Raw genomic sequence first — 25267 nt, 5'->3', positions numbered from 1 at the left:
GAAATGACTGTACAAGAAATTTCACGGGTGATCGATGGCAAACGCGTTATTGTGAAAAAACCTGAACTGTTAATCCCTGCGGGTAACTTAGAAAAATTAAAAGTAGCTATCCATTATGGGGCAGATGCTGTATATTTAGGTGGACAAGAATTTGGTCTTCGTTCTAATGCAGGTAACTTTACGCTGGAAGACATGGCAGAAGGCGTTGAATTTGCAAAGAAATATGGAGCAAAAATATACGTAACAACAAATATTTTTGCACATAATGAAAATATGGATGGGCTAGAGGAATATTTAAAAGGGATTGAAAAAGCTGGCGTAACGGGAATTATCGTTGCCGATCCGCTTATTATTGAGACATGTAAACGTGTAGCGCCTTCTGTTGAGGTGCATTTAAGTACACAACAATCACTATCCAACTGGAAAGCAGCACAGTATTGGAAAGAAGAAGGTTTACATCGTCTTGTATTAGCTCGTGAAGCAAGCTATGAAGAAATGAAAGAAATTAAAGAAAAAGTTGATATTGAAATTGAAGCATTCGTCCATGGTGCAATGTGTATCGCGTATTCAGGGAGATGTACATTAAGTAACCATATGACAGCGCGTGACTCTAACCGTGGTGGTTGTTGTCAATCTTGCCGCTGGGATTATGATTTAGTTCAAACGGTATCACAACATAAAGATGCAAAAGAGCTTCCTCTATTCCAAGAAGAAGATGCTCACTTTGCGATGAGCCCAAAAGATTTAAATTTAATCTTATCCATTCCGAAAATGATTGAAATTGGAATTGATAGCTTAAAAGTTGAAGGACGTATGAAATCTATCCATTACGTAGCGACTGTAGCAACTGTATATCGTAAAGTAATTGATGCGTATTGTGCGGATCCGGATAACTTTGAGTTTAAACAAGAATGGTTAGATGAACTTGATAAATGTGCAAATCGTGATACAGCTCCTGCATTCTTTGAAGGGGTTCCAGGACATCAAGAGCAAATGTTTGGAAATCATAGTAAGAAAACAACGTATGATTTTGCTGGTTTAGTGTTAGATTATAATGAAGAAACGGGCATCGTAACGCTTGAGCAACGTAATCACTTCAAACCAGGACATGAAGTGGAGTTCTTTGGGCCAGAAATAGAAAACTTTACGCAGACGGTGGAGAAAATTTGGGATGAGGATGGAAACGAATTAGATGCAGCGAGACATCCGTTGCAAATCGTGAAATTCAAAGTGGATCAACCAGTGTATGTGAATAATATGATGCGCAAAAACATACTTCAATAAGAAAGAGTGGTAGTCGAATGGGGACGAATAAGCCTGTTGTAATTGGAATCGCTGGTGGTTCAGGATCAGGAAAAACAAGTGTAACGAAAGCGATTTTTGACCATTTTAAAGGTCATTCCATTTTAATCTTGGAGCAAGATTATTATTACAAAGATCAAAGCCATTTACCAATGGAAGAACGTTTAAAAACAAATTACGATCATCCGTTAGCGTTTGATAATGATTTGTTAATTGACCATTTGCAGCAGTTGCTTGCATATGAGCAAGTGGAAAAGCCTATATATGACTATACATTGCATACGCGTTCAGAAAAAATTATTCCAGTTGAGCCGAAAGATGTAATTATTTTAGAAGGAATTCTTATTTTAGAAGACCCACGTCTTTGTGAGTTAATGGATATTAAGGTGTTCGTTGATACAGATGCGGACCTTCGTATTTTACGCCGCATGCAGCGCGATATTGAAGAGCGCGGTCGTACAATGGATTCAGTTATTGACCAATACGTAAACGTTGTACGACCAATGCATAATCAATTTATTGAGCCTTCTAAGAAATTTGCGGATATTATTATCCCTGAAGGTGGACAAAACCATGTTGCAATTGATATTATGGTGACAAAAATTGCAACAATTCTTGAACAAAAAGTAAATTTGTAATAGCATAGTAAAAGATATACGTTAGGAAGGGATTTTTTCCCTTCTTATCGAATACAATGAAACATGAAACCTCACCTACCAATAGGTGAGGGCATATTTATATCAACTTTCCATACATACCTTCTTTATATAAGGAAGAATTGGAGAATAAGGGGTTGTATGTGACAACTCCACTAGTGCCATGTGTGCTAGAAACCTCCGCTATATATAAGCGGAGGAGTTTTCATATGGAACTCCTCTTTTTTTCGGGGGATTGGTATATAAAAGGAGTGGAAAACATGGCAACAGAAAAAACATATCCTATGACGCAAGAGGGTAAGCAAAAACTAGAGAACGAAGTTGAACAATTAAAAACAGTAAGACGTAAAGAAGTTGTAGAGCGTATTAAGATCGCACGTAGCTTCGGAGATCTTTCTGAGAACTCTGAGTATGATGCAGCGAAAGATGAGCAAGCATTCGTAGAAGGACGCATTACACAACTTGAAAATATGATCCGTAATGCGGTTATCATTGAAGACAATGGTGAAGAGTCTACAGTTGTAACATTAGGTAAAACAGTAACATTTAAAGAGTTACCAGGTGGAGACGAAGAATCGTACACAATCGTAGGTAGCGCAGAAGCTGATCCATTTGAAGGAAGAATTTCTAACGATTCTCCAATCGCAAAAAGCTTATTAGGTAAGCAAATTGGTGAGAAGGTAGCAATCCAAACACCAGGTGGAGAAATGCAAGTAGAGATTATCTCTGTAAAATAACGTAAAAATCACTCGTGTGAAAACGAGTGATTTTTTATTTGTATAAAAGGTGAAACACCTCGTCTAAACTACAATAGACGAGGTGTTTTTTATGAAAATGAAACGGAGAATTATAATTGTTTTAATTTGTTTTATGGGTGTGATTTTTTTATTACTTTGTCGTTTAATCCAAATACAGATTATTGATACGGAATCCTTTACTGATCGAAATATCAATTTGATTGAAAAAAGTGTTACGCAACGAACACAATCACTTACAGTAGATAATGGAAGAGGGCATTTTACAGATCGAAATGGTAAGGAAATTGGTGAAGAGAAATATCCAGTCTTAATTGTTTTTCCATTTTTACAAATAAAAAATGACATGTTAGAGAAAATTGCGCATATCATTGGTGTGTCGAGACAAGAAATAAGACTGCAAATGAAAAATAAGAATCAAGCATTTATATTACGAAGGGGGAATATCCCATTTCAATTAACGCTCGAGCAGATGGAGAAGGTAAATCAATTAGATATTTTAGGTATTGTAGCAGCAGAAGTTCGACTGAAGCAAACAGGAGAGGCAAGTCATTTAATTGGTGATGTGGGAGAGAATGAGCAGGAATTTCAAAAGCGTTATGGAGAAATGAAAAAAACTTCGAAACAAACGCCAATTGGTATTTCTGGATTGCAACAATCATTTGATGAATTTTTACTGACTGATGGAGAAGCGAAAGTACTATATCAAGTGGATCGACAGGGAGAACCGATTTTCGGGAAACAGGCGAAATACACTTCACCAGGAAATCCGTTTTATCCAGTTACTATTCAAACAACAATACATAAAACGTTGCAACGACGAGCAGAAAAGATTATAGATGAAAATGGAATAAAAAAAGGTGGGTTAGTATTACTAGACATAAAGAATAGTGAAGTTTTAGCAATGGTAAGTAGGCCTTCTTTACAGATGAATGATAGGAGGATATATAAAGCTACACTTGAAAATCAAATGTTAACTCCTCATTTTCCGGGGTCTGTTTTTAAAACAGTAGTTGCAGCAGCAGTAATTGATGAGAATTTGGTGCGGTTTAATCGTACATTTAACTGTAATACGGATTTATACGGTGAAAATCTTCCACAAGTTATGATGGGGTCATTAAACTTTAAGGAAAGCTTTGCTAGAAGCTGTAATCGAACGTTTGCCGTATTAGGTGATGAACTAATGCAAAAGGATAGGGAAGTATTAGAAACGTATTTAGAGGCCTTAGGAGCAAGTAAGAAGGTAGGGTGGAAAGGTTCGGTATTTCATACACCAGAATTTGAGCAATTGCCAGAAGAAAACAGTGCTGTTATTTGGGGGAGCGAAGAAAATAAAGATAGTAGAAAAGCGATTGCTCAAACGATGGTCGGACAAAAAGATGTACGTGTGTCACCTCTAGCTATAGCGAATATGATGGCGACAATTGCTAGAGGTGGAGAGAAGATGGAAGTGAAAGCTGTGAAAAAAATAGTGTATAAAAATGGAACCGACTTTTTTACATTTGAAAATCATAAATTAAATGGGAAACAGCTTTCTTATGAAACGATGAAAAAATTACAACAGTTGTTAAGAGGCGTTGTAACGATGGAGAAAGGAACGGGAACCGCATTCCGTTCGTTGCCACTAACTGTCGCTGGAAAATCTGGGACGGCACAAACAGGAAAAGGAGAGAAGGTGAATCGCTGGTTTGCAGGTTATTTTCCATATGAAAACCCAAGATATGCTTTAGTTGTAGTTGATATAGAAACAGATAACGTAAATGTAGTTACACCAGCTTTTGCAGAAATGGTAGAAGCAATTCATCAATTAGAAATTGAAAAGTAATCTTGCAATTATTTATGAAATGTTTTCATTTCGTGAAAATATTATTGTAAATGTTCAACCTTTCTAGATTTAATGTTACAATAGCAAGTATGAAAAACTGCATGGAGGTTTGAAGAATGGCAGGAGGATCTAGATTTCAACAGAAACAACAAAAACGTCGTCAAAACGGTGTTTTAAATATTGCGATTGCTATTGTATTAGTAGCAGTAGCTATTGTAGCATATCAATTGTTTGTTCCTGGTACAAAAGAGCAAGCGTCTTCTAGTGATAAAAAAGTAACTCAGCAAACAACGAAAGAGAATAAAGTTGAGAAAGCTAAAGGTAAAGAAGAGACGAAGAAGAACGAGCAAGAGAAAGCAGAGGCTAAGAAGAAGGAAGAAGAGAAGCTAAAGGCTGAAGAAGAAAAGAAAAAAGCTGAAGAAGAAGCGAAAGCTAACGAGAAAGAACCAGCTGAAAAAACACAGCCAAAGGCAACAGATGCGTATACAAAATCCTCTTGGAAGCCAGTAGGTACAGAACAAGGTGGAACACCTGCGATGACGTTTAAAAAAGGTACAGCAGATTGGAATGAAATGAATCAAGCGATTTCCACTGCAATTGACGTTCCAGTAGAGCAATTAGTTATTCATAGAATCGGAAATAACGGTAAGAATAAAGCGTACGGTAATGTCCAAGATAAGCAATCAGGTAAAAAATATTATGTAAATATTGATTGGATAGAAAATGAGGGCTGGAAACCAGTACTTGTTCAAACTCTAAACTAAAAAAGAGAGGCTCTTATGAGCCTCTCTTTTTTAGTTAGCGTAATTTCTTTAATTTAAAATGAACAACCGCACTATAATAAGGTCTTTTGCTTTCAGGATCCATAACCATTTGATGCGAGATGTGATGTACTTCGAGCATAAGTGCTTTATTATTATCAATTTGCTCACTAATTTTTCTTTCTAAAGAAGCTAAGTCCGCCGCTTCAAAAAACTCTACTTTATCTTCTAACATTTCAAAGGTAAATGACACGAAGACGACCCCTCTCCTATGTAATCACCTATAGTGTAACAAAGAAAAGAAGGAAATACTACGTACATTTCAATTGACATTTTTAGAAAGAGAGAATATCATACTGATAAAACCGATAAGAAAAAGGGGAATTTTTATGGGAACAGAATTTAATGGTTTATTTGATGAATGGGCTCATACGTACGACTCATTTGTACAAGGCGAAGATATACAATATAAAGAAGTTTTCGCCCATTATGAGGACATTTTAGAGGATGTAGTTAACAAGTCATTTGGCAACGTATTAGAATTCGGTGTTGGTACTGGCAATTTAACAAATAAATTATTACTTGCTGGTCGCACAGTTTACGGTATAGAACCGTCACGCGAAATGCGTACAATTGCAAAAGAGAAATTACCAAAAGAATTTTCAATTACAGAAGGTGATTTTCTATCATTTGAAGTCCCGAATTCAATCGATACTATCGTGAGCACTTACGCATTTCATCATTTAACAGATGAAGAAAAAGACGTAGCAATTGCGAAGTATAGTCAATTGCTAAACAAAGGTGGTAAAATAGTGTTTGCTGATACGATATTTGCAGATCAGGAGGCATATGATAAAACTGTCGAAGTAGCAAAACAAAGAGGTTTTCATCAGTTAGCAAACGATTTGCAAACAGAATACTATACACGTATTCCGATCATGCAATCTATTTTTGAAAACAATGGCTTCCATGTAACGTTTACGAGATTAAATCATTTCGTGTGGGTAATGGAGGCAACTAAGCAATAGAAAGAGGGATTAGATTGAGAATTGCTGTAATTGGAGCAATGGAAGAAGAAGTACGTATTTTACGTGACAAACTAGAACAAGCAGAAACAGAAACTGTTGCAGGTTGTGAATTTACGAAAGGGCTATTGGCAGGACATGAAGTAATCTTGCTAAAGTCTGGTATTGGTAAAGTAAATGCAGCGATGTCAACGACAATTTTATTAGAAAAATATAAGCCTGAAAAAGTAATTAATACTGGTTCAGCTGGTGGATTCCATCACTCTCTAAATGTTGGTGATGTAGTTATTTCAACAGAAGTTCGTCACCATGACGTAGATGTAACAGCATTTAACTACGAATATGGTCAAGTGCCAGGAATGCCACCTGGATTTAAAGCTGATGAGGCATTAGTTGCATTAGCTGAGAAATGTATGCAGGCAGAAGAAAATATTCAAGTTGTAAAAGGTATGATTGCAACAGGTGATTCATTTATGAGTGATCCGAACCGTGTTGCAGCAATTCGTGATAAATTTGAAGATCTTTATGCAGTAGAAATGGAAGCAGCAGCTGTTGCGCAAGTATGCCACCAATATGAAGTTCCATTTGTTATTATTCGTGCACTTTCTGATATTGCTGGTAAAGAATCAAATGTTTCATTTGATCAATTTTTAGATCAAGCAGCTCTTCATTCTACAAACTTTATCGTAAAAGTACTAGAAGAGTTAAAGTAATGTAACAAAAAGGCAACTGTCTCATATAAAGAAAATACATACAGTTGCCTTTTCTTTATTGGCAAATAAGGGGGAGAACACGATGAATGTATATCGTGGAGTTCATGAGTTGATTGGCCATACACCAATCGTAGAAATTACTCGTTTTTCACTTCCGAAAGGAGTCCGTTTATTTGCAAAGCTTGAATTTTACAACCCAGGCGGAAGCGTTAAGGATCGTTTAGGAAGAGAATTAATCGAAGATGCGTTAGAAAAAGGGCTTGTTGCAGAGGGCGGAACAATCATTGAACCGACGGCTGGAAATACCGGCATTGGACTGGCACTTGCAGCGTTAGAACATGATTTACGCGTCATTGTTTGTGTACCAGAGAAATTTAGTATTGAAAAACAAGAATTAATGAAAGCGCTAGGTGCAAAGGTTGTGCATACACCGACTGAGCAAGGAATGACCGGCGCAATTGCAAAGGCAAAAGAATTAGTAAAGGAAATACCAAATTCATACTCTCCAAGTCAGTTTGCTAATGAAGCAAACCCTCGTGCTTATTTCAAAACACTAGGTCCTGAACTTTGGGACGCACTGAATGGAGAGATTAACATATTTGTTGCGGGTGCAGGAACTGGCGGTACGTTTATGGGAACTGCGTCTTATTTAAAAGAAAAAAATATTGATATTAAAACGGTTATTGTAGAACCAGAAGGATCTATTTTAAATGGCGGCAAAGCTGGTTCACATGAAACAGAAGGTATTGGTCTTGAATTCATCCCACCATTTTTAAAAACATCTTATTTTGATGAAATTCATACAATTTCTGATCGAAATGCATTTTTACGAGTGAAAGAATTAGCGAAAAAGGAAGGCCTTCTCGTTGGGAGCTCTTCAGGAGCAGCATTTCATGCAAGCTTACTTGAGGCAGAGAAAGCAGCACCAGGTACAAATATTGTAACGATTTTTCCTGATAGTAGTGAGCGCTATTTAAGTAAAGACATATACAAAGGATGGGAATAAAAAATGAGAGCAAAGACAAAGTTAATTCATGGTATTCACATAGGAGAACCTTCAACTGGATCTGTAAACGTACCGATCTATCAAACGAGTACGTACAAACAAGAAGCAGTTGGTAAGCATCAAGGATATGAATATTCACGTACAGGTAACCCAACACGTGCAGCTTTAGAAGAAATGATTGCCGTATTAGAAAATGGTCATGCTGGATTTGCATTTGGTTCAGGAATGGCTGCTATTACAGCGACAATTATGTTGTTCTCAAAAGGTGATCATGTCATTTTAACAGATGATGTTTATGGCGGAACGTACCGTGTTATTACGAAAGTATTAAACCGCTTCGGTATTGAGCATACATTTGTAGATACAACAAACCTAGAGGAAGTTGTAGAAGCGATTCGTCCAAATACGAAAGCGATTTATGTGGAAACACCAACGAACCCATTACTAAAAATTACTGATATTAAGAAAATATCTACTCTCGCTAAAGAGAAAGATGTATTAACAATTATTGATAACACATTCATGACGCCATATTGGCAGTCGCCAATCTCTTTAGGAGCAGATATTGTACTTCATAGTGCAACGAAATATTTAGGAGGACATAGTGACGTAGTTGCAGGCCTAGTAGTTGTAAATAGCCCGCAATTAGCAGAAGACCTTCACTTTGTACAAAACTCAACAGGAGGTATTCTTGGCCCACAAGATAGCTTCTTACTACTTCGCGGTTTAAAAACATTAGGAATTCGTATGGAAGAACATGAAACGAATTCACGCGCCATTGCTGAGTTTTTAAATAACCATCCAAAAGTAAATAAAGTATATTACCCAGGTCTTGCATCACATCAAAATCATGAATTAGCAACAGAACAAGCAAATGGATTTGGGGCTATTATTTCATTTGATGTAGATAGTGAAGAAACATTAAATAAAGTACTTGAGAAATTACAATACTTTACACTTGCTGAAAGCTTAGGAGCAGTAGAAAGTTTAATTTCTATCCCATCTCAAATGACACATGCATCAATCCCAGCAGATCGCCGCAAAGAGTTAGGAATTACAGATACATTAATTCGTATTTCAGTCGGTATTGAAGATGGTGAAGATTTAATTGAAGATTTAGCACAAGCGCTAGCATAATAAAAATGCACTGCTAATATAGAGCAGTGCATTTTTATTACATCATTTTGTGAAATGTTTCACAAAATAGACATACACAAATGAAATAATTTCATGTATATTGAATTCATGAAATGTTACTCACGAACAAACTTGTGAAATGTTTCACAAACAATGAAATTCATGTAGGCAGGCAACTCTATTTTTTTTGCGATAATTGGGACTTATTTTGACCTATAGGGACATATAAGGACCGGAATAGTAGAATAGGAGGAAATTCACATGGTAGTCAAAGAGAAAGTTGTAAATGAAATGCAAGAGGTAAAAGAGATGATTGATACGTTAGTGAATAACGGTCAAGAAGCTTTACAAGCATTAGAAAGTTTTACACAAGAGCAGATTGACAACATTGTTCATGAAATGGCACTAGCAGGTGTTGATCAACATATGCCACTGGCAAAATTGGCTGTTGAAGAAACGGGTCGTGGTGTATATGAAGATAAATGCATTAAAAATATTTTTGCCACTGAATACATTTGGCATAGTATAAAGAAAGACAAGACGGTAGGAATTATTCATGAAGATCCTCATGAAGAAGTAATAGAAATTGCGGAACCGGTTGGTGTAGTAGCTGGAGTAACGCCAGTAACCAACCCAACGTCGACAACGATGTTTAAAGCATTAATCGCGATAAAAACGAGAAATCCAATTATTTTCGCATTCCATCCTTCTGCACAAAAATGTTCTATTGCAGCAGCGAAAACAGTATACGATGCTGCAGTGAAGGCTGGTGCACCAAAGCACTGCATTCAATGGATTGACAGACCTTCTGTCGAAGCAACGAAACAATTAATGAATCATGAAGGTGTTGCGCTCGTTCTAGCAACTGGAGGAGCTGGTATGGTGAAATCAGCGTATTCTACTGGCAAACCAGCGTTAGGTGTAGGTCCAGGTAATGTACCATGTTATATAGAGAAATCGGCACATGTAAAACGAGCTGTTAATGATTTGATTTTATCGAAAACATTTGATAACGGTATGATTTGTGCGTCAGAACAAGCTATCATTGTAGATAAGGAAATCTATAATGATGTTAAAACAGAAATGATTGCAAATAATTGTTATTTTGTAACAGAAGAAGAGAGAGAAAAATTAGAAAAGCTTGTTATTAATGAAAATACATGTGCAGTAAATAGTGATATTGTTGGGAAATCAGCACAGTATATTGCCGAATTAGTAGGAATTACTGTGCCTGAAGATACAAAAATGCTTGTAGCTGAAATTAAAGGGATTGGATCGGCGTATCCACTATCGCGTGAAAAACTGAGTCCAGTATTAGCTTGTTTAAAAGCAAATTCATTAGAAGAAGGATTTACATATTGCGAAGAAATGCTAGACCTTGGCGGTTTAGGGCATTCAGCAGTCATCCATTCTACAAATAAAGAAGTACAAAAACAATTTGGATTACGTATGAAAGCTTGCCGTCTCATTGTAAATGCACCTTCATCACAAGGGGGAATTGGTGATATATATAACGGATTTATTCCATCCCTTACGCTTGGATGTGGTTCCTACGGAAAAAACTCAGTTTCCCAAAATGTAACAGCTACTCATTTACTAAATATAAAAAGGCTGGCAAATAGAAAAAAGAATATGCAGTGGTTCAAATTACCACCAAAAATTTATTTTGAAAAACATGCAACAGCATATTTAGCAAACATGCCTAATATTTCACGTGCATTTATTGTAACGGATCCAGGGATGGTTGAGCATGGATATGTAGATACGGTCACGCACTATTTACGTAAACATGCAAATGATGTGAAAGTTGAAGTTTTCTTCGAGGTTGAGCCAGATCCATCAGATGAAACTGTTTTTAAAGGTGCGGACATGATGAAAAGTTTTAAGCCAGATGTAATTATCGCACTTGGTGGTGGTTCAGCTATGGATGCAGCAAAAGGGATGTGGCTTTTCTATGAGCACCCAGAAACAACATTCTATGGAATAAAACAGAAGTTTTTAGATATAAGAAAACGTACATGTAAGTATCCGAAATTGGGAAATAAAGCGCAATTTGTTGCCATTCCAACAACATCAGGGACGGGTTCAGAAGTGACGCCATTTGCGGTTATTACAGATAAGAAAAATAATATAAAATATCCGCTTGCGGATTATGAATTAACACCAGATGTAGCGATTGTTGATCCACAATTTGTAATGACAGTACCACCTCATGTAACAGCAGATACTGGCATGGACGTATTAACGCATGCAATTGAGGCATATGTGTCTGTTATGGCAAATGACTATACTGACGGTTTAGCGTTAAAAGCAATTGATCTCGTGTTTAAATATTTACCGAGAGCATATAAAGATGGAAATGATGAAGAGGCCCGAGAAAAAATGCATAACGCTTCTGCGATTGCAGGGATGGCATTTGCTAATGCTTTCCTTGGTATTAATCATAGTTTAGCACATAAAATTGGACCGGAATTCCATATTCCACACGGACGTGCAAATGCAATTCTTATGCCGCATGTAGTTCGCTATAACGCGATTAAGCCAAGGAAACACGCATTGTTCCCAAAATACGAGCATTTTGTGGCAGATGAACGCTATGCACATATTGCAAGAATGCTCGGGCTTCCAGCGAGTTCAACAGAAGAAGGTGTAGAATCACTTATCCAATCAATTATTGCGCTTGGGAAAAAATTGAATATTAATATGAGTATTGCAGGACAAGGAGTCGCTAAAGAACAATTTGAAGCGGTTGTTGGAATATTAGCAGAAAGAGCGTTTGAAGATCAGTGTACAACAGCTAATCCAAAATTGCCGCTCATTTCAGAGCTAAAAGAAGTCTATATGGAAGCGTATAAAGGCGTATAATAGATAAAAAAGAGCCGCATTTAGCGGCTTTTTTTTACTTTGGAAAACATCTCCCAGTTTGGTTCTATTTACTTGTCTTTAAGATTGATAGAATGTGATAAAGTGAGGATGGGAGTGATAAAGAGATGAAAGAATTACAAGAAAAAATAGCAGATTATACCCGTTTCGGACAAGTGCTTTTGTCTATAAGTACATTTTTAATGATCGGTTTATTAATTCCAAGTGGAGTCAAAGATATGGTGCAGTCTTTTGTTATGATGGGGAGTATTATTGTATTTTTAGTTCTTGCTTTTTTCTTCTTTAAGCGTGTTAGAATGATGCGTGACCAATTAGAGGAGAGCGAATATGAAGAAAATTGTTAAATAGGGCGCTACGAGAAGAAGAAATCTTTTTGTAGCGTTTTTTTCGTTTTTGAAGAAAATGTATGCGGTTTATATTGACAATGATAATCTATATCAATTAAAGTAGAATAGTAGTTAATGATTATCATTATCAATTAGAGGTGAAAGAATGAAAAAATCCATTACGCTGTTCACAGCGATCTTATCTATTTTTTTCTTATTAATAGGTTGCAGTGCAAAAGAAAACGAAAAAGCATCCGCCACAAAAACAGACAAAGGAACAGACAAAATCGAAATTACCGATTTCTCAGACAGAAAGATAACATTCAATAAAGTTCCTGAAAGTTTTGCGACGTTAAGTATGGGTGACATGAATGTTATCCACGCTTTAGGAGGAAAAATCGTCGGGCGTCCAGATGCAAAAATTCCCCTTCCAGAAGATTTGCAAAAAACACAAGTAATTGGAAATGCACATCAGCCAAACTTTGAACAAATTGCTAGTTTAAAGCCAGACGTACTTGTTGCTAATAATGGATTCCAAAAAAATATTCCAACGGTTGAAGGGCAAGGAACAAAAGTAATCATTTCTTCAGCCAACTCTGTAAAAGATATTCAAAAGAGTATTGAAATGTATGGAACAGTAATGAAGAAAGAAGATAAAGCAAAAGAGCTTAACCAAAAAATTAATGATCAAATGAAGAAATATGAGAAAAAGAGTGACGTTAAAGCATTGCTAGTGTATGGGGCACCAGGCACTTATTTAGCAGCATTACCAACATCTCTATCAGGGGATATTTTAGAAAAAACGGGCGGGAAAAATATCGCAGCTGGTTTTCCAGAAATGAAAGAATATCCGCAATATGCACAGCTAAGCGTAGAACGTATTATTGAAGCGAATCCAGATGTAATTTATTTAATTACACATGGAGATCCCAATAGTGTGAAAAAAGCATTTGAAGGCGAAATGATGAAAAATGAAGCATGGAAAAATTTAGATGCAGTAAAACAAAATCGCGTAGTTATTTTGCCACCAGATTTATTTGGATCAAATCCTGGGACAAAAGTTACAGAAGCGATGGAATTCATGTATAAAAGTATACAAGATGTAAGGAAATGATAAGTATGGAGAGTAGTGAAATAGTAAGAGAAAAGGAACATCCTTTTGCAAAGAAAAGATGGATAATAGCAGTTACTTTAGTCGTATTAACATTCCTAAGTCTTTTTTACGGTCTTTTCGCAGGAAGTTTATCTTTTTCTTTACGAGACATTCTAACAGGGATACAAGATGAAAGTTCGACAGTTCATCGGATTGTATGGGATCTTCGCATACCGAGAGTGCTCGTTGGGTTTATAGTAGGAACGTGTTTAGCTACATCTGGAGCATTACTGCAAGGGGTTATGAGAAACCCTCTTGCAGACCCTGGAATTATCGGGGTTTCATCTGGAGCGGGTCTTGTAGCAATTGTAATTATGATTCTATTTCCTCAGCACATGGCTTTTTTACCGCTAGGAGCGTTTTTAGGAGCTTTCATAACAGCGATGGTCATTTATGCTTTATCATGGCAAAAAGGGGCACCGCCTTCAAGAATCGTCTTAGTAGGTGTGTCAATCAATGCATTAATTGGTGCAGCAACGTCAGCATTAATGTTATTACATAGTGACAAAGTACAATCCGTGTTACCGTGGTTAGCTGGCGGTATTGGTGGTGTGAGCTGGGCACATTTAAATATGATTATTTACTATGCAATATTCGCTATTATATTAGCTTTCTTCGGTATTAAACATATTCGAGTATTAATGCTTGGAGATGAAATGGCGAAATTATTAGGGCATAACGTGGAAAGAAGTCGGTTTTATTTAATAGTAGTAAGCACAATGTTAGCTGGAATTGCGGTTAGTGTTTCTGGTCTAATTGGATTTGTAGGTCTTGTCGTACCGCATATGTTACGTTTATTAGTTGGAAATGACTATAAGTATTTACTGCCATTATCATGCCTTGGCGGAGGGATATTACTTGTTTTCGCGGATGCGATAGCTCGAAGTTGGTTCGACCCAATCGAATTGCCTGTTGGTATTTTATTGTCCTTCTTAGGTGGTCCGTTCTTCTTATATTTAATTCATAGAGGAGGAAAACAACGTGATTTCGGTTAACAAAGTGTTTTACGCACATTCTGAAAGATTTCAAATGCAAAATATGAATGTACATATTAAAGCTGGAGAAATCGTTAGTTTAATCGGTCCGAATGGATCTGGGAAATCTACTTTGCTGCGTTTAATAGCACGGCTACTTAAACAAAGCGAAGGAGATATCATTTTAGATGGGACAAATATTCATACGATGAAGAGTGCGGATGTAGCGAAGCAATTAGCGATGTTACCACAAATGCATGATCATCAATTAGATTTAACAGTGAAAGAACTAATACAGTTCGGAAGAGGTCCCCATAAATCATGGAGTAGTCGCTTAAATAAAGAAGATGAAGAAATTGTTGATTGGGCATTGTCTGTTACAAATCTTGAAGGGTATGAATATCGTCTTTTACAGTCTTTGTCAGGAGGAGAAAGACAACGTGCTTGGATTGCGATGACGCTAGCACAACGTACAAATGTCTTATTATTAGATGAACCAACAACCTTTTTGGATATCGTTCACCAGTTGGAAGTAATGGAACTTGTGAAACGATTAAACGAGGAGTTTGGTATGACAATTATAATGGTCTTACATGACATTAACCAAGCGGCTCAATATAGTGATCGTTTACTCGTATTAAAGCGAGGAAAGATTCAGTATGACGGTGTACCAGAAGAAGTATTATGTCAACAAATGTTTCAACATGTATTTGGCATAGAAGTAGATATTTTTCAAGGAAGCGACAAGCCATTTTTTACACCGAAACGAATTTCTAAAAAAGGAGCAGAGCGATGCAAACAGAAGAACGTATTACCATTGAATTAGTAAGAGAATTTGTTATGGCAGCTCACGGAGATTTAGAAAAAGTACAGGAACTATTGGCAGAATCGCCAAGCTTACTTCATGCCTCTTATAATTGGGGCGGCTCAGATTGGGAAAGTGCCTTAGGAGCAGCGGCCCATGTAGGACGTAAAGATATTGCACTTTATTTACTGGCAAAGGGCGCTCGGATGGATATTTTTGCAGCGGCTATGCTTGGTGAACTTGAAGTCGTACAAGCTATTTTAGTAGTACAACCAGAAGCATTATTTGCACCTGGCCCGCATGGCATTTCGCTACTTCAACATGCACGAATGGGTGGAGAAAAAGCTCAGCGTGTATTTGAATACTTAACAGTGCTTTCTTAATGACCGCAAAGTTCTTATGTGCGGTAAACTTTCCACTCAAAAGATTGGAAGGTTTACCGCCCGTTAGAACGGGATAAGTATCTAGTATATTTGAAAATCCTACACCCCCTCAATTGTAGTTTTCTTAATACTAGTTATGATATGGATGCAGTAGACACTCTTTTGTCTACTGCTTTTTTTTAATATAATACACTTTTATAAGATTGAATTTTCTTTCTTTTCGGCAACTTTCTTGATATGAATTATTCAACACTTACGTAGTTTGAAATATGCTGTTATGTAATGAGGTTCAAAATGATGGGAGTGAATAAAAGAGTGTTTCATACAGATCGTTTACAATTTCGTAAATATACAATGGATGATTTACCGTTTTATGCTTCTTTATGGGGGGATGAGAAGGTAATGCGCTATATTGGAAATGGAACGTTAAAAACATATATGCAATGTAAAAAAAGTTTGGAGGAGTGGGTACTTCCAAATTATAAAAATGGTCTCGGTTTATTTGTAATGATTGAAAAGGAAACAGGGATACGAATTGGTCATGCAGGGCTTGTCAAGCAGAAGGTAGATGGAAAAGAGGAAATTGAGATTGGCTATTGGCTACTTCCTAAGTATTGGGGGAAAGGGTATGCGAAAGAGGCTGCGGCAGCATTTCGAGACTATGGTTTTCAAGCATTACAAATGAATAAATTAATTTCACTTATTAATCCGAACCACCCAGCTTCAATATTTGTTGCTAGAAAAACAGGGCTTAGTTATGAGAAAACAACTTCATTTCATGAGATGGATGTTCTCGTTTATTCCATTAAGCGGGTTGGATGAAAAAAGGTGAATTGCATTTTTTGGAGAATGGTATATAAAAATAAAGGGGGGATTACATGTATATTTACCATAATGGACTTATTATTCGTGAGGGAACGAACGGTGTACCAGCATATGCAATTAAAACTTTATTTGAAGATGTCGGTTGGAGTAATGATAATATCCCTTCTTGGCAAATTGAAAAATTTACGATAGCATTTGAAAATTCCACATGGGCTTTCACAATTTGGGATGAAGAAGAAATGGTCGCGATGGTTAGAGTGATTTCTGATCAAATCATGGTTGCTAACATAGTAAATTTAGTTGTGAAGTGTGAGTATAGGGGAAAAGGATTAGGTAAGAAACTTGTAGCTCTTTGTTTACAAAAGCTTCCGCATGGCGATTGGTTTGCGCATACATCCGCTAGCAATTTTGATTTTTATAGAAGTTGTGGTTTTGAAGTAAGAGAGTTATCAAGAAATGGAACATGTGCGTATTATGGGTATCAAGTGGCAAAAAAGGATGGGCATCGATAAAATTATAAGGTAGTGAAGAAAAAGGATCGCTATTTTAATAATATAAACTGAACTGAGACTTATTTTGTGATAAAATAAAAGAAAATTCAGTTTATTAAACGGGGGATAAAAATGAATGTAAAAGTTGGGGATGTATTTAAATACGAAAGAAGGTTTACTGAGGAAGAAGTTTTTGAATTTGCAAATATTACAGGCGATAAAGGTAGACATCATATGGAATATGATGAGAATGGACGATTAATGGTTCATGGTCTATTGACTGCTAGCATTGGTACGAAAGTAGGAGAAGAGTTACATTACATAGCGAGGGAATTAGTAAGTGAGTTCATTAGACCAGTTTTTACAGGTGATACGATTACTTGTGAATTAACATTAACAAATATTGAGCAAATGGAAGGATATAAAAAAGTTTCAATTGAGTCAGTTTATCGCAATCAACATGAAAAGACCGTACTAGTTGGGACAAGTTATGGAATTATAAGGGAATAAAAAAGAAGCCTGTTACGAAACAGGCTTCTTTTTTATCAATTAGTAAACTCGTTTTCGATTTTCCGCATGACTAGAGATAAGTAATAATGCAGATTCTTCACCTATATTACGAACAATATGGGGAACGCATGCATTCCAGGAGAAAGAATCACCTTCTTCTACAATTGCAATATCTTCACCATGTTGAACTTCCAGTTTTCCGCGTAATACAAGATGACACTCTTCGCCTTCATGAGCATTTGGCGAGTTTTCTTTCGGGAATCCGGCAGAAATTTCTACGAGATTTAGGCGAAGGCCACCTTGCTCCGCAACATGCTCAATTCTTTGTTCATCTTTTCCATACACACTGTATTTACGCTCTTCTTTTTTTATAATTTTCAAACGATCTTTTTGTTCTAACAATAGATATGGAAGGGGAACATTTAAAAAATTAGCGATCATTTCTAAAGTTGAGATAGATGGTGATGTTTTATTGTTTTCAACCTGACTCATAAAGCCTTTAGAAAGACCTGTTCCTTCACAAATTTGGGCAATCGTAATACCTCTGCGTTGACGAATTTCACGAATTGCAGAACCGATATTCATAAAATCAAGCTCCTTTTTGTAAACAACTATTTGTATCATAGCAAAAAAAATATATTTTTTCTCATAAAAAATGAATTGACGAATAAAAATAATTAGTGTATGTTTTGTAATGTGAATAAAAGTTTTGTATAAGAAAACTATAAAGGAGAGAATGAAATGAATCAACATATTGGTAACTTAATTATTCGTATCGTGTTAGGGGTAACATTCTTTATGCATGGTTTAACAAAATTCCAATCAGGAATTGACAATATCGCAGGGTGGTTTACAAGCATTGGTTTACCAGGAGGACTTGCATACGGTGTAGCAACAGTTGAATTAGTTGGAGGTCTATTGTTAATTCTAGGTTTAGGTGTAAGATATATTGGTTTATTATTCGCACTTGTTATGGTTGGGGCGATTGTAAAAGTAAAATGGTCAGCTGGTTTATTAGGAGATGGGAAAAATCCTGGCTTCGAATTAGAACTTGCATTATTAGCAATGGGTGCTTATTTATTTGTTGCGAAAGCTGATGGTTTTGTAGATAATTTCTTAAAAGAGAAAATGTCAAAGAAGAACTAATTTAAATGGGGGTATAACAAGATGAGCTTTCAACTTCATCCCGAAACAACACTTGGTGTTGTTCATCTATACGTATCAAATATAAAGAAATCACTAGAGTTTTATACAGAAGTATTAAGTATGAAAGTGCTAAAAGAAGAGAAAACAGTCGTTACATTTGGGAATGAAAATGAAGAACCACTCCTTATCATTGAAGAAAAGAAAGAAGCTTTACCAAAGCAAAGAGGGAGAACAGGGTTATATCATTACGCAATTTTATTACCAACCAGACAGGACTTAGCGAACATTCTTCGTCATCTTGTAGAGATGGTATATCCACTGCACGGTGGAGCCGATCATTACTTTAGTGAAGCTCTTTATTTAGCTGATCCAGATGGAAACGGGATTGAAATTTATCATGATCGCCAAAAAGAAGTTTGGCGTGATGAGAATGGAGAGCTACCATTTGTTAGTAACCCATTAGCCGGTGAAGAATTATTGCAGCAAGGAAGTGCATGGAATGGGTTCCCGGCTGGTACTGTGATGGGGCATATTCATTTACATGTAGCTGACTTAGAAGAAGCGAAACGTTTCTACGTTGATGGTCTTGGTTTTGAAGTAACAATCCCAGCTCGTAATGGAGCGTTGTTCGTATCCGCAGGTGGTTATCATCATCATATCGGTTTAAATACGTGGCAAGGTGAAGGGATACCACCACAAATGCCAAATTCCGTCGGCTTGAAATATTTCACCATTGTACTAGCAGATGAAAAACAAAAAGAGCAAGTGTGTGAAAGCTTAAAATATATTGGCGTAGTTGCTACGTACAAAGATGGAATATTACAGGCCAAGGATCCGTTTGGACATTGTATACATTTTAAAGTAAAAGGAGAAGCCTAATTAAAGGCTTCTCTTTTTTACTTTCTTATAATCGCTTTTTCATTTTGTAAAAACAGTTCATCAAATTGCTTTGCAAGGTCAAAATCTAGTTTGGTTAAACCTTTTGCATTCCATGATGACAAAGTAATAATGACTGCTTTATACTGGATAAGGATAAATGGGTGGTGATTATGTTCTTCTGATAGTTTGGCGGCTTCAGAGACAAATTCGACTCCTTTTAAGTAGTCGGAAAACATATATTTTCTTTCAATCCATTTTTCATCTTTCACTGTCCATTTATCCAGCTTAACTAATTCTTCTTGTACCTCTTCATTAGTTAGTCGTAGCATCATTTTTCACATCCTTTACCTGTAGTAACGCAAGACCGTTGTTAATAAGACGTGTTACAGATTCGTCAGTTGTGAAAGTAGAAAGTTGTTGCAATAATGCCGCTGATGCTTCGTGGCCTTTATTATGTTCTAAAAGCAATTCTAAAATTTCAAGACGAAGCAACCATTCTTTCGGATGAAATTTATTTAATACTTCTTGAATAGCTATTAATTGATCAGTATGAGTATCGTGTAAAATACTATCGTTACGTATATCCCGAACTGTTTGATACATACGTTCAAGCTCATTCAGTACAAGTGGATCAGGAGTTTCTTGTACTTCTTCATTCATCGGGAAAAATGCAGCCGCATCTGCCGCTCCTGGGAATACAGAAGTGATTTGTGAGCCGACAGCCATATCAAATGCTCCCCATGAAGGATCAAATAATAAGCGATCTTTATGAGTAACTGTACAATTTATAAAGGAGATAAGAGCAATTTTTTTATCATTCTTTACAATGTCTGTTACTGTTCCTTTTACATGAATGCCGCTTGCAAAAGTAAACTCTGCACTATGTCCAATTGTAATGCCTAATGATTGTAATTGTTCTTCTGTACAATTTTCTAATGCAATATCACCATCTAGTAATCCGATTGGTGTCCCGAATCCATCGCTGTGCACAGATGTAGAATGATTTGCTAGTTGTTTATTATGAATTGCTAATGCAGTTGGTGAGCTTGTTCGTGTGTAAATAACTTCACCAGTATCATTTTTAATTGTCTCTGTAAATGTACCCGTAATTTGTAATCCACTACTTAGCTCAGTTGTAGCATGATTTTCGGAGCGGATTGCTTTTTCTAATCCTTCTGTGCCACCTGTTTTAAATGCCATCGTTGTAGAGAACTGCTCAAGTGCCTCAGTCAACTCTTCAAATGATTCACAAACAAATAGCTGTGGCTGCATTTTTGTTACGTCATAAGTTGTCCCGGTGCAAGCTTCAATTGAGAATGGAACTTTCTTTACAGCATCTGTTAAGCAATGCTTACTTTCACCGACAGAGGAAAGGAGACCAGCACCGTAAATTTTTGGGTCATCTATATTACCGATTAAGCCGTATTCCACTGTCCACCAGAATAGACGTGAAATTTGTTCTGCTTCTGATAAACCAGAAACTAAGTTTTGTTTTTCGATTACAGCATTTTCAGCAGCTGCAACTTCTTCAGGTGTAGAAGTCGGGCTTTCTTTTACGATCGTTAATGTACGAACAGCTTCAAAAGCCTCATGTTCTTCTTTTGTGGAGAAAGCTTTCGCTCCAATTTGCCCAAAGCGTTTCACATATTTTGCATATGTAGAATCAAGTAAAATCGGTGCGTGTCCTGCTGCTTCATGAACGATATCAGGAGCTGGTGTATACTCGATATTTTCTACTTTACGAATATCTGTTGCGATTGGTAGTAATCCGTGCCCCTGAAAATCAAAGAATGCTACGCCGGGAATAAGTCCGTCAATCGTTACGGCGCCCCAGCCGCTTGGTGCTAAACAGTCATTCATTTCTTCTACTTTTGGAATCGCATCTATATTAATACCAGATGATTGTAGTCCATTAACATAGGCGGGATGAGCAACATCTTTTAAGAAGTTATGGTTTTGTTTCATAATGTAACGCCAAACAGCGTGATTCACCGGTGTGTATTGATCATAATGCTGTGTGGATACGAATGGTTTTAAATGTGATGGAATTTCTGTTTTCTTTGTCATTTAGACATCCTCCTTTTTTTCTATAAAAATGAATACCGGTTCGTATAGATTGCACCACCTCCCTTAAATAATGTAAGCGCTTATAAAATCTTATCATAAGATTCGGAATTATTTAACAACTGTTTGTGTGAGAAATAGAAAAAGCCCCTATCGGAAAATCCGATAGGGGCGAAAAAATCGCGGTACCACCCTATTTGTAAGTGAAAAGGTACTTACATCTCAACTAATGATAACGGAAAAACTCCGTCTTTTCCTTCATGCATAAAAGCACTACGAAAAAGAAGCTCCAGAATTGTAATTCGTACTTATATATGTGCTAATTTCCACCGACCATTAGCTCTCTGAAACAGGGATATAAGATACTACTGCGATTCTTTCAACGCGTATAATATGAAGTTATTTAAAAGGGAAGGACGCAAAAAAGCCCCTATCGGAAAATCCGATAGGGACGATAAAAATCGCGGTACCACCCTATTTGTAAACAATTAATTGTTTACCACTTACTTTAAGATAACGGAAAGATCCGTCTTTCTCTTCATGCATAAAAAGCATTACGGGAAAGAAGCTCCAGAATTGTAATTCACGCTTGTATATGTACTGATTCGCACCAACCATCAGTTCTCTGAGACAGGGATATAAGTCGCTACTAGTATTCCTTCAAAGCCGATATATAATTCGTTCAACTAAACTATGTTTTGTATTATAAAACTATATTTAAAAGATTGTCAACAATAATTTTATTATTTCATTTCTAAATCGACGTTTAAATTAGATGTATTTCCGGCTGCATCAGTTGCTGCAATGTGGATTGTATTTTTCCCTTGTTGTAATTGATTGCGATCGAAATAAATTTCAAAGTTTTTCTCCCAATGGTTCAAGAATGCATTTCCCCATACGCCATTTCCATTAATTTCATACTGTATTGTTACTGGATGTCCTGGAGCAACCCATCCGGATTCTGTCATCCAATCTAAAAGTATATCATCTACTTTCCCTCTAATTACGAGGTTTTCTTGATCTACTTCAGGCGATAATTTCGGTGCAGTACGGTCGACAAATACAGCTCCTGTTTGTTTCGTTTCTCCTCCAGAATTAGAAGCAACAGCTTCAATTTGGTATAAGCCATCAGGTAGAGGTGATCCATCAGTTTTCGTACCATTCCATTTGAAAGATTTATAACCTGGTGTTTCATTCTTACCTTGATGAACGATTCCTTTATATGTTACTCGGTCTTTCGTAATTAAATTAGCATGAAACGTTACATCCTCAACAGGTGTAACTAAATAGTAATTGATAAGGTTGTCATCTAGTATTCTGTCATTATTTGGACTGAAAGTAGAATTAACGATTTCAAGGCCATCAATACGCTTGTATTCTTTCGGATCGATGCTAAATGTAAATGGAATACGCATTTCTTCAGTCTTCCCTTGCTCTTTTACATATAGATTTCCCGTATATACACCTTGTGGTAAGGAGCTATCAACAGTAATAGTAAAAGGCTTTTCGATGTTACTATTCGGTTTAATGCTAATAGAAGAAGGGAAAGAAGTCTGGACTTTTGTTTTTGTATCTAGTAATTCAATGCGAGTTGAGAAGTTTTTCTTTTTGTTAGAAAGATTTTGTAACGTAATATTTTGTGTTAACTTCACTTTGCCACTATTAGGTTTAATGAGACCGAAACTTACATTGTTTGGTTTCACTAATGCATCTGCTTTTGCTGCTTTTGGAATGTTAATTAAACCAGAACCTTGTGCCATGACAGGATATGTATTTTCATTGACATCCTTTAATGTTTTTGCAGTGTTGGCAAGAGCTGCTTTCAATTGTTCTGTCGTCCAATCAGGATGCATTTGACGCAGCAGAGCAACGGCTCCCGCTACTTGTGGCGCAGCCATACTTGTTCCGTTGTGAGATTCATAGCCACCTCTTGGTACTGTACTAGTAATTTTCACGCCAGGTGCAACTATATCAGGCTTTATGAGCCAACTTCCTTGTGATGGTCCTCTTGAACTGAAGTTACCAATAAGTTCGGTTTGGCTTGGTTGTCCAATTTTTATATTTTTCTTTCGTTTTGTAATTGAATTTTTCAACTCTTCACCATTTGTATTTGATAGTTGCATAACTGGAAGAGCTACATCTTCACGTCCAAAATATTCGGGCATAATATTAATTTCTTTTTCGTTAGAAATTAGTAGCACGCCGAGAGCGCCAGCTTGTTTCGCTTGTTCTGCTTTTACTAACGTGCTCGAAGTTCCTTGTAAAACAAGGGCGAACTTCCCTTTCACATCTTGTTTAGCGTAATCGCTTGGATTACCGTAGCCAACATATACAAGCTGAGCATCGTTTCCTACTTGGAAATCTGCTTTTGATAACGGTAATCCTTGGTAAGATTTATTGGAACCAGCTACTTGGAATGTTGGAAATGGAATAGAAACTGTAGATGCTCCAACAGAGATGACACTACTTGCGTTACCAGGAGCGTCAACAGACCAAGGTTTTGGTCCATCATTTCCATTTGAGACGACCGCAGTAACCCCAAGCTTTGCTGCACGTTCTAACGTTAATGTTACAGGCTGATCAGGTACATTCAAATCTTGACCAAGAGATAGATTTAAAACATCGGCACCATCTTGAATAGCGCGCTCAATACCTTGAATAATATCATCGGTCGTACCAGTACCACCATCATTCATGACACGGTAAGCGAGTATAGAAGCATTCGGAGCAATCCCCTTTATTTTTCCGTTACCAGCAATAATTCCAGCAACATGGGTACCGTGGACGTTTCCATCCATCGGATCATTATCTTCATCGACTGTATCATAGCCGCCGATATAATTTGCTTGTAAATCAGGGTGGGTATAGTCGACACCTGAATCGATAATAGCGACTTTCATTCCTTTTCCATCAAGGGGTTTGCCAGTTGGATCTTTTAAATCCCAAGCTTCAGGTGCACCAACTGTAGGGCCGCCAACATTTGGTGTTTCTTGATCTGCTGGGCTTTTTGATGTTTCATGTAACTTATATGTTAAGTTCGGATAAATTGCTTTTACTTCAGGTAAAGAAGCTAAAGCAGCAATTTGATCTCCTGGGATAGAAATAGAAAACCCAGAAAATAATGTACTATATGTTTCTTTTATCGTTGCCTTCGGTGCTTTTTCTTTAATTTTCTTTGTTGTATCCTCTTGTGCCTTTTTTAGTTGCGCATGGTATGATTGCACATTGCTATTTTTTAGATCCGGAGCATGCTGAATGTTACTTTGTGAAGCGAGTGGAGCATGCTGCAATTCTACAATGACTGAAATTTCTTTTGATGTTTTTGTTTCAACATTTTGCGCGATTTTGTTTTCTCCCCATTGTTCAATATTCGCTTTTAACTGTGGACTAAATTGCTTCTCTTTTTGCAGTGACTCAGCATGGGCGCTTAAAGCTCCAAAACTCGAAAAGACGAGCGCCATACTTAATAGTGTAGATGTAGTTTTCTTCATTGAAACTCCCCCTAATAAAAAGTGCCAATTTTCCGAAAATAAATATTACATTTTTGTCGTTAATTATAGGAACATATGTTGGCTAAACTATACATTCGACATAATTCCTACCAATCCTCTTTGAATTGAAAATTTCTTGGGAAATTTTTTGGGATTA

General features: G+C 36.7%; 25 protein-coding genes and 2 other annotated features. Of the genes, 20 read left to right on the top strand and 5 right to left on the bottom strand.

The window, feature by feature from the left end; genetic code table 11:
• The first annotated feature begins 3 nt into the window (after window positions 1-3).
• The 5 genes from MHI07_RS20580 (at window position 4) to MHI07_RS20560 (ending at window position 5302) form a co-directional block, all read left to right on the top strand.
• Entirely contained in the window at window positions 4-1284 is a 1281-nt protein-coding gene (locus MHI07_RS20580) for a peptidase U32 family protein (RefSeq protein WP_002111968.1), read from the top strand.
• Between the two features lie 17 nt (window positions 1285-1301).
• On the top strand, window positions 1302-1940 hold the full coding sequence (udk, locus tag MHI07_RS20575; protein ID WP_002015274.1) for a uridine kinase: 639 nt from the start codon (window positions 1302-1304) through the stop codon (window positions 1938-1940).
• 278 nt (window positions 1941-2218) lie between these two features.
• Window positions 2219-2695: a transcription elongation factor GreA gene (gene greA, locus MHI07_RS20570; RefSeq protein ID WP_070170580.1), complete on the top strand. Its 477-nt coding sequence runs from the start codon at window positions 2219-2221 to the stop codon at window positions 2693-2695.
• 91 nt (window positions 2696-2786) lie between these two features.
• The gene (locus MHI07_RS20565) at window positions 2787-4538 is read left to right on the top strand and encodes a peptidoglycan D,D-transpeptidase FtsI family protein (protein ID WP_340825957.1); all 1752 of its coding nucleotides are present in this window, start codon (window positions 2787-2789) and stop codon (window positions 4536-4538) included.
• A 116-nt stretch (window positions 4539-4654) separates the two neighbouring features.
• The gene (locus MHI07_RS20560; protein WP_340825955.1) at window positions 4655-5302 is read left to right on the top strand and encodes a YrrS family protein; all 648 of its coding nucleotides are present in this window, start codon (window positions 4655-4657) and stop codon (window positions 5300-5302) included.
• A gap of 34 nt (window positions 5303-5336) precedes the next feature.
• On the opposite strand, the gene MHI07_RS20555 is transcribed toward MHI07_RS20560, so the two are convergent.
• Window positions 5337-5552 carry a YrzA family protein gene (locus tag MHI07_RS20555; protein ID WP_002145646.1) on the bottom strand — a complete coding sequence of 72 codons (216 nt, stop codon included), beginning with the start codon at window positions 5550-5552 and terminating at the stop codon, window positions 5337-5339.
• A 136-nt stretch (window positions 5553-5688) separates the two neighbouring features.
• Between MHI07_RS20555 and MHI07_RS20550 the strand changes: the two genes are divergently transcribed.
• The 13 genes from MHI07_RS20550 (at window position 5689) to MHI07_RS20490 (ending at window position 17530) form a co-directional block, all read left to right on the top strand.
• On the top strand, window positions 5689-6327 hold the full coding sequence (locus MHI07_RS20550) for a class I SAM-dependent DNA methyltransferase (RefSeq protein ID WP_215579713.1): 639 nt from the start codon (window positions 5689-5691) through the stop codon (window positions 6325-6327).
• A gap of 14 nt (window positions 6328-6341) precedes the next feature.
• Window positions 6342-7037, top strand: coding sequence for a 5'-methylthioadenosine/S-adenosylhomocysteine nucleosidase (mtnN, locus tag MHI07_RS20545; protein WP_002015266.1), 696 nt, complete (start codon window positions 6342-6344; stop codon window positions 7035-7037).
• A gap of 82 nt (window positions 7038-7119) precedes the next feature.
• Window positions 7120-8043, top strand: a complete 924-nt coding sequence (locus tag MHI07_RS20540; protein WP_002111959.1) for an O-acetylserine dependent cystathionine beta-synthase — start codon at window positions 7120-7122, stop codon at window positions 8041-8043.
• Window positions 8044-8046: 3 nt separating this feature from the next.
• Window positions 8047-9180 carry a bifunctional cystathionine gamma-lyase/homocysteine desulfhydrase gene (locus MHI07_RS20535; protein ID WP_340825950.1) on the top strand — a complete coding sequence of 378 codons (1134 nt, stop codon included), beginning with the start codon at window positions 8047-8049 and terminating at the stop codon, window positions 9178-9180.
• Window positions 9181-9441: 261 nt separating this feature from the next.
• Window positions 9442-12045: a bifunctional acetaldehyde-CoA/alcohol dehydrogenase gene (gene adhE, locus MHI07_RS20530; RefSeq protein WP_340825947.1), complete on the top strand. Its 2604-nt coding sequence runs from the start codon at window positions 9442-9444 to the stop codon at window positions 12043-12045.
• Window positions 12046-12170: 125 nt separating this feature from the next.
• Window positions 12171-12407 (top strand): YrhC family protein, encoded by a 237-nt coding sequence (locus MHI07_RS20525; RefSeq protein WP_070144942.1) that lies wholly within the window; start codon window positions 12171-12173, stop codon window positions 12405-12407.
• Between the two features lie 148 nt (window positions 12408-12555).
• Window positions 12556-13503 carry an ABC transporter substrate-binding protein gene (locus MHI07_RS20520; RefSeq protein ID WP_340825944.1) on the top strand — a complete coding sequence of 316 codons (948 nt, stop codon included), beginning with the start codon at window positions 12556-12558 and terminating at the stop codon, window positions 13501-13503.
• A 5-nt stretch (window positions 13504-13508) separates the two neighbouring features.
• A complete protein-coding gene (locus tag MHI07_RS20515) occupies window positions 13509-14537 on the top strand; it encodes a FecCD family ABC transporter permease (protein ID WP_078180808.1) in 1029 nt (342 codons plus the stop codon).
• A complete protein-coding gene (locus MHI07_RS20510) occupies window positions 14524-15342 on the top strand; it encodes an ABC transporter ATP-binding protein (RefSeq protein WP_078180809.1) in 819 nt (272 codons plus the stop codon). Before MHI07_RS20515 ends, MHI07_RS20510 begins: the two co-directional genes overlap by 14 nt.
• Entirely contained in the window at window positions 15309-15704 is a 396-nt protein-coding gene (locus MHI07_RS20505; RefSeq protein WP_002160409.1) for an ankyrin repeat domain-containing protein, read from the top strand. Before MHI07_RS20510 ends, MHI07_RS20505 begins: the two co-directional genes overlap by 34 nt.
• Before the next feature lie 294 nt (window positions 15705-15998).
• Window positions 15999-16526: a GNAT family N-acetyltransferase gene (locus MHI07_RS20500; protein ID WP_340825939.1), complete on the top strand. Its 528-nt coding sequence runs from the start codon at window positions 15999-16001 to the stop codon at window positions 16524-16526.
• 56 nt (window positions 16527-16582) lie between these two features.
• Complete coding sequence (locus MHI07_RS20495) at window positions 16583-17041, top strand: GNAT family N-acetyltransferase (protein WP_340825937.1); 459 nt, start codon at window positions 16583-16585, stop codon at window positions 17039-17041.
• A gap of 111 nt (window positions 17042-17152) precedes the next feature.
• A complete protein-coding gene (locus tag MHI07_RS20490) occupies window positions 17153-17530 on the top strand; it encodes a MaoC/PaaZ C-terminal domain-containing protein (RefSeq protein ID WP_002160412.1) in 378 nt (125 codons plus the stop codon).
• Window positions 17531-17569: 39 nt separating this feature from the next.
• On the opposite strand, the gene MHI07_RS20485 is transcribed toward MHI07_RS20490, so the two are convergent.
• Window positions 17570-18115 carry a helix-turn-helix domain-containing protein gene (locus tag MHI07_RS20485; protein ID WP_088099534.1) on the bottom strand — a complete coding sequence of 182 codons (546 nt, stop codon included), beginning with the start codon at window positions 18113-18115 and terminating at the stop codon, window positions 17570-17572.
• A 156-nt stretch (window positions 18116-18271) separates the two neighbouring features.
• On the opposite strand from MHI07_RS20485, the gene MHI07_RS20480 reads away from it, so the two are divergent.
• Both MHI07_RS20480 and MHI07_RS20475 read left to right on the top strand, forming a co-directional pair.
• Window positions 18272-18676 (top strand): DoxX family protein, encoded by a 405-nt coding sequence (locus MHI07_RS20480; RefSeq protein ID WP_001071557.1) that lies wholly within the window; start codon window positions 18272-18274, stop codon window positions 18674-18676.
• 21 nt (window positions 18677-18697) lie between these two features.
• A complete protein-coding gene (locus MHI07_RS20475) occupies window positions 18698-19555 on the top strand; it encodes a VOC family protein (protein ID WP_215569201.1) in 858 nt (285 codons plus the stop codon).
• Window positions 19556-19572: 17 nt separating this feature from the next.
• On the opposite strand, the gene MHI07_RS20470 is transcribed toward MHI07_RS20475, so the two are convergent.
• The 3 genes from MHI07_RS20470 to MHI07_RS20460 form a co-directional block, all read right to left on the bottom strand.
• A complete protein-coding gene (locus tag MHI07_RS20470; protein WP_002199307.1) occupies window positions 19573-19887 on the bottom strand; it encodes a 4a-hydroxytetrahydrobiopterin dehydratase in 315 nt (104 codons plus the stop codon).
• The gene (locus MHI07_RS20465; protein WP_340825924.1) at window positions 19868-21622 is read right to left on the bottom strand and encodes an aromatic amino acid hydroxylase; all 1755 of its coding nucleotides are present in this window, start codon (window positions 21620-21622) and stop codon (window positions 19868-19870) included. The genes MHI07_RS20470 and MHI07_RS20465 overlap by 20 nt, the downstream gene beginning before the upstream one ends.
• A gap of 161 nt (window positions 21623-21783) precedes the next feature.
• Window positions 21784-22011: a binding site (T-box leader), on the bottom strand.
• 52 nt (window positions 22012-22063) lie between these two features.
• Window positions 22064-22292: a binding site (T-box leader), on the bottom strand.
• A 70-nt stretch (window positions 22293-22362) separates the two neighbouring features.
• Window positions 22363-25110 (bottom strand): S8 family serine peptidase, encoded by a 2748-nt coding sequence (locus tag MHI07_RS20460; RefSeq protein WP_340825921.1) that lies wholly within the window; start codon window positions 25108-25110, stop codon window positions 22363-22365.
• Window positions 25111-25267 lie beyond the last annotated feature (157 nt).

The sequence above is a fragment of the Bacillus sp. FSL H8-0545 genome, assembly GCF_038006105.1.
Lineage (GTDB): Bacteria > Bacillota > Bacilli > Bacillales > Bacillaceae_G > Bacillus_A > Bacillus_A cereus_U.
This window is presented reverse-complemented; position numbering and strand designations above follow the sequence as displayed.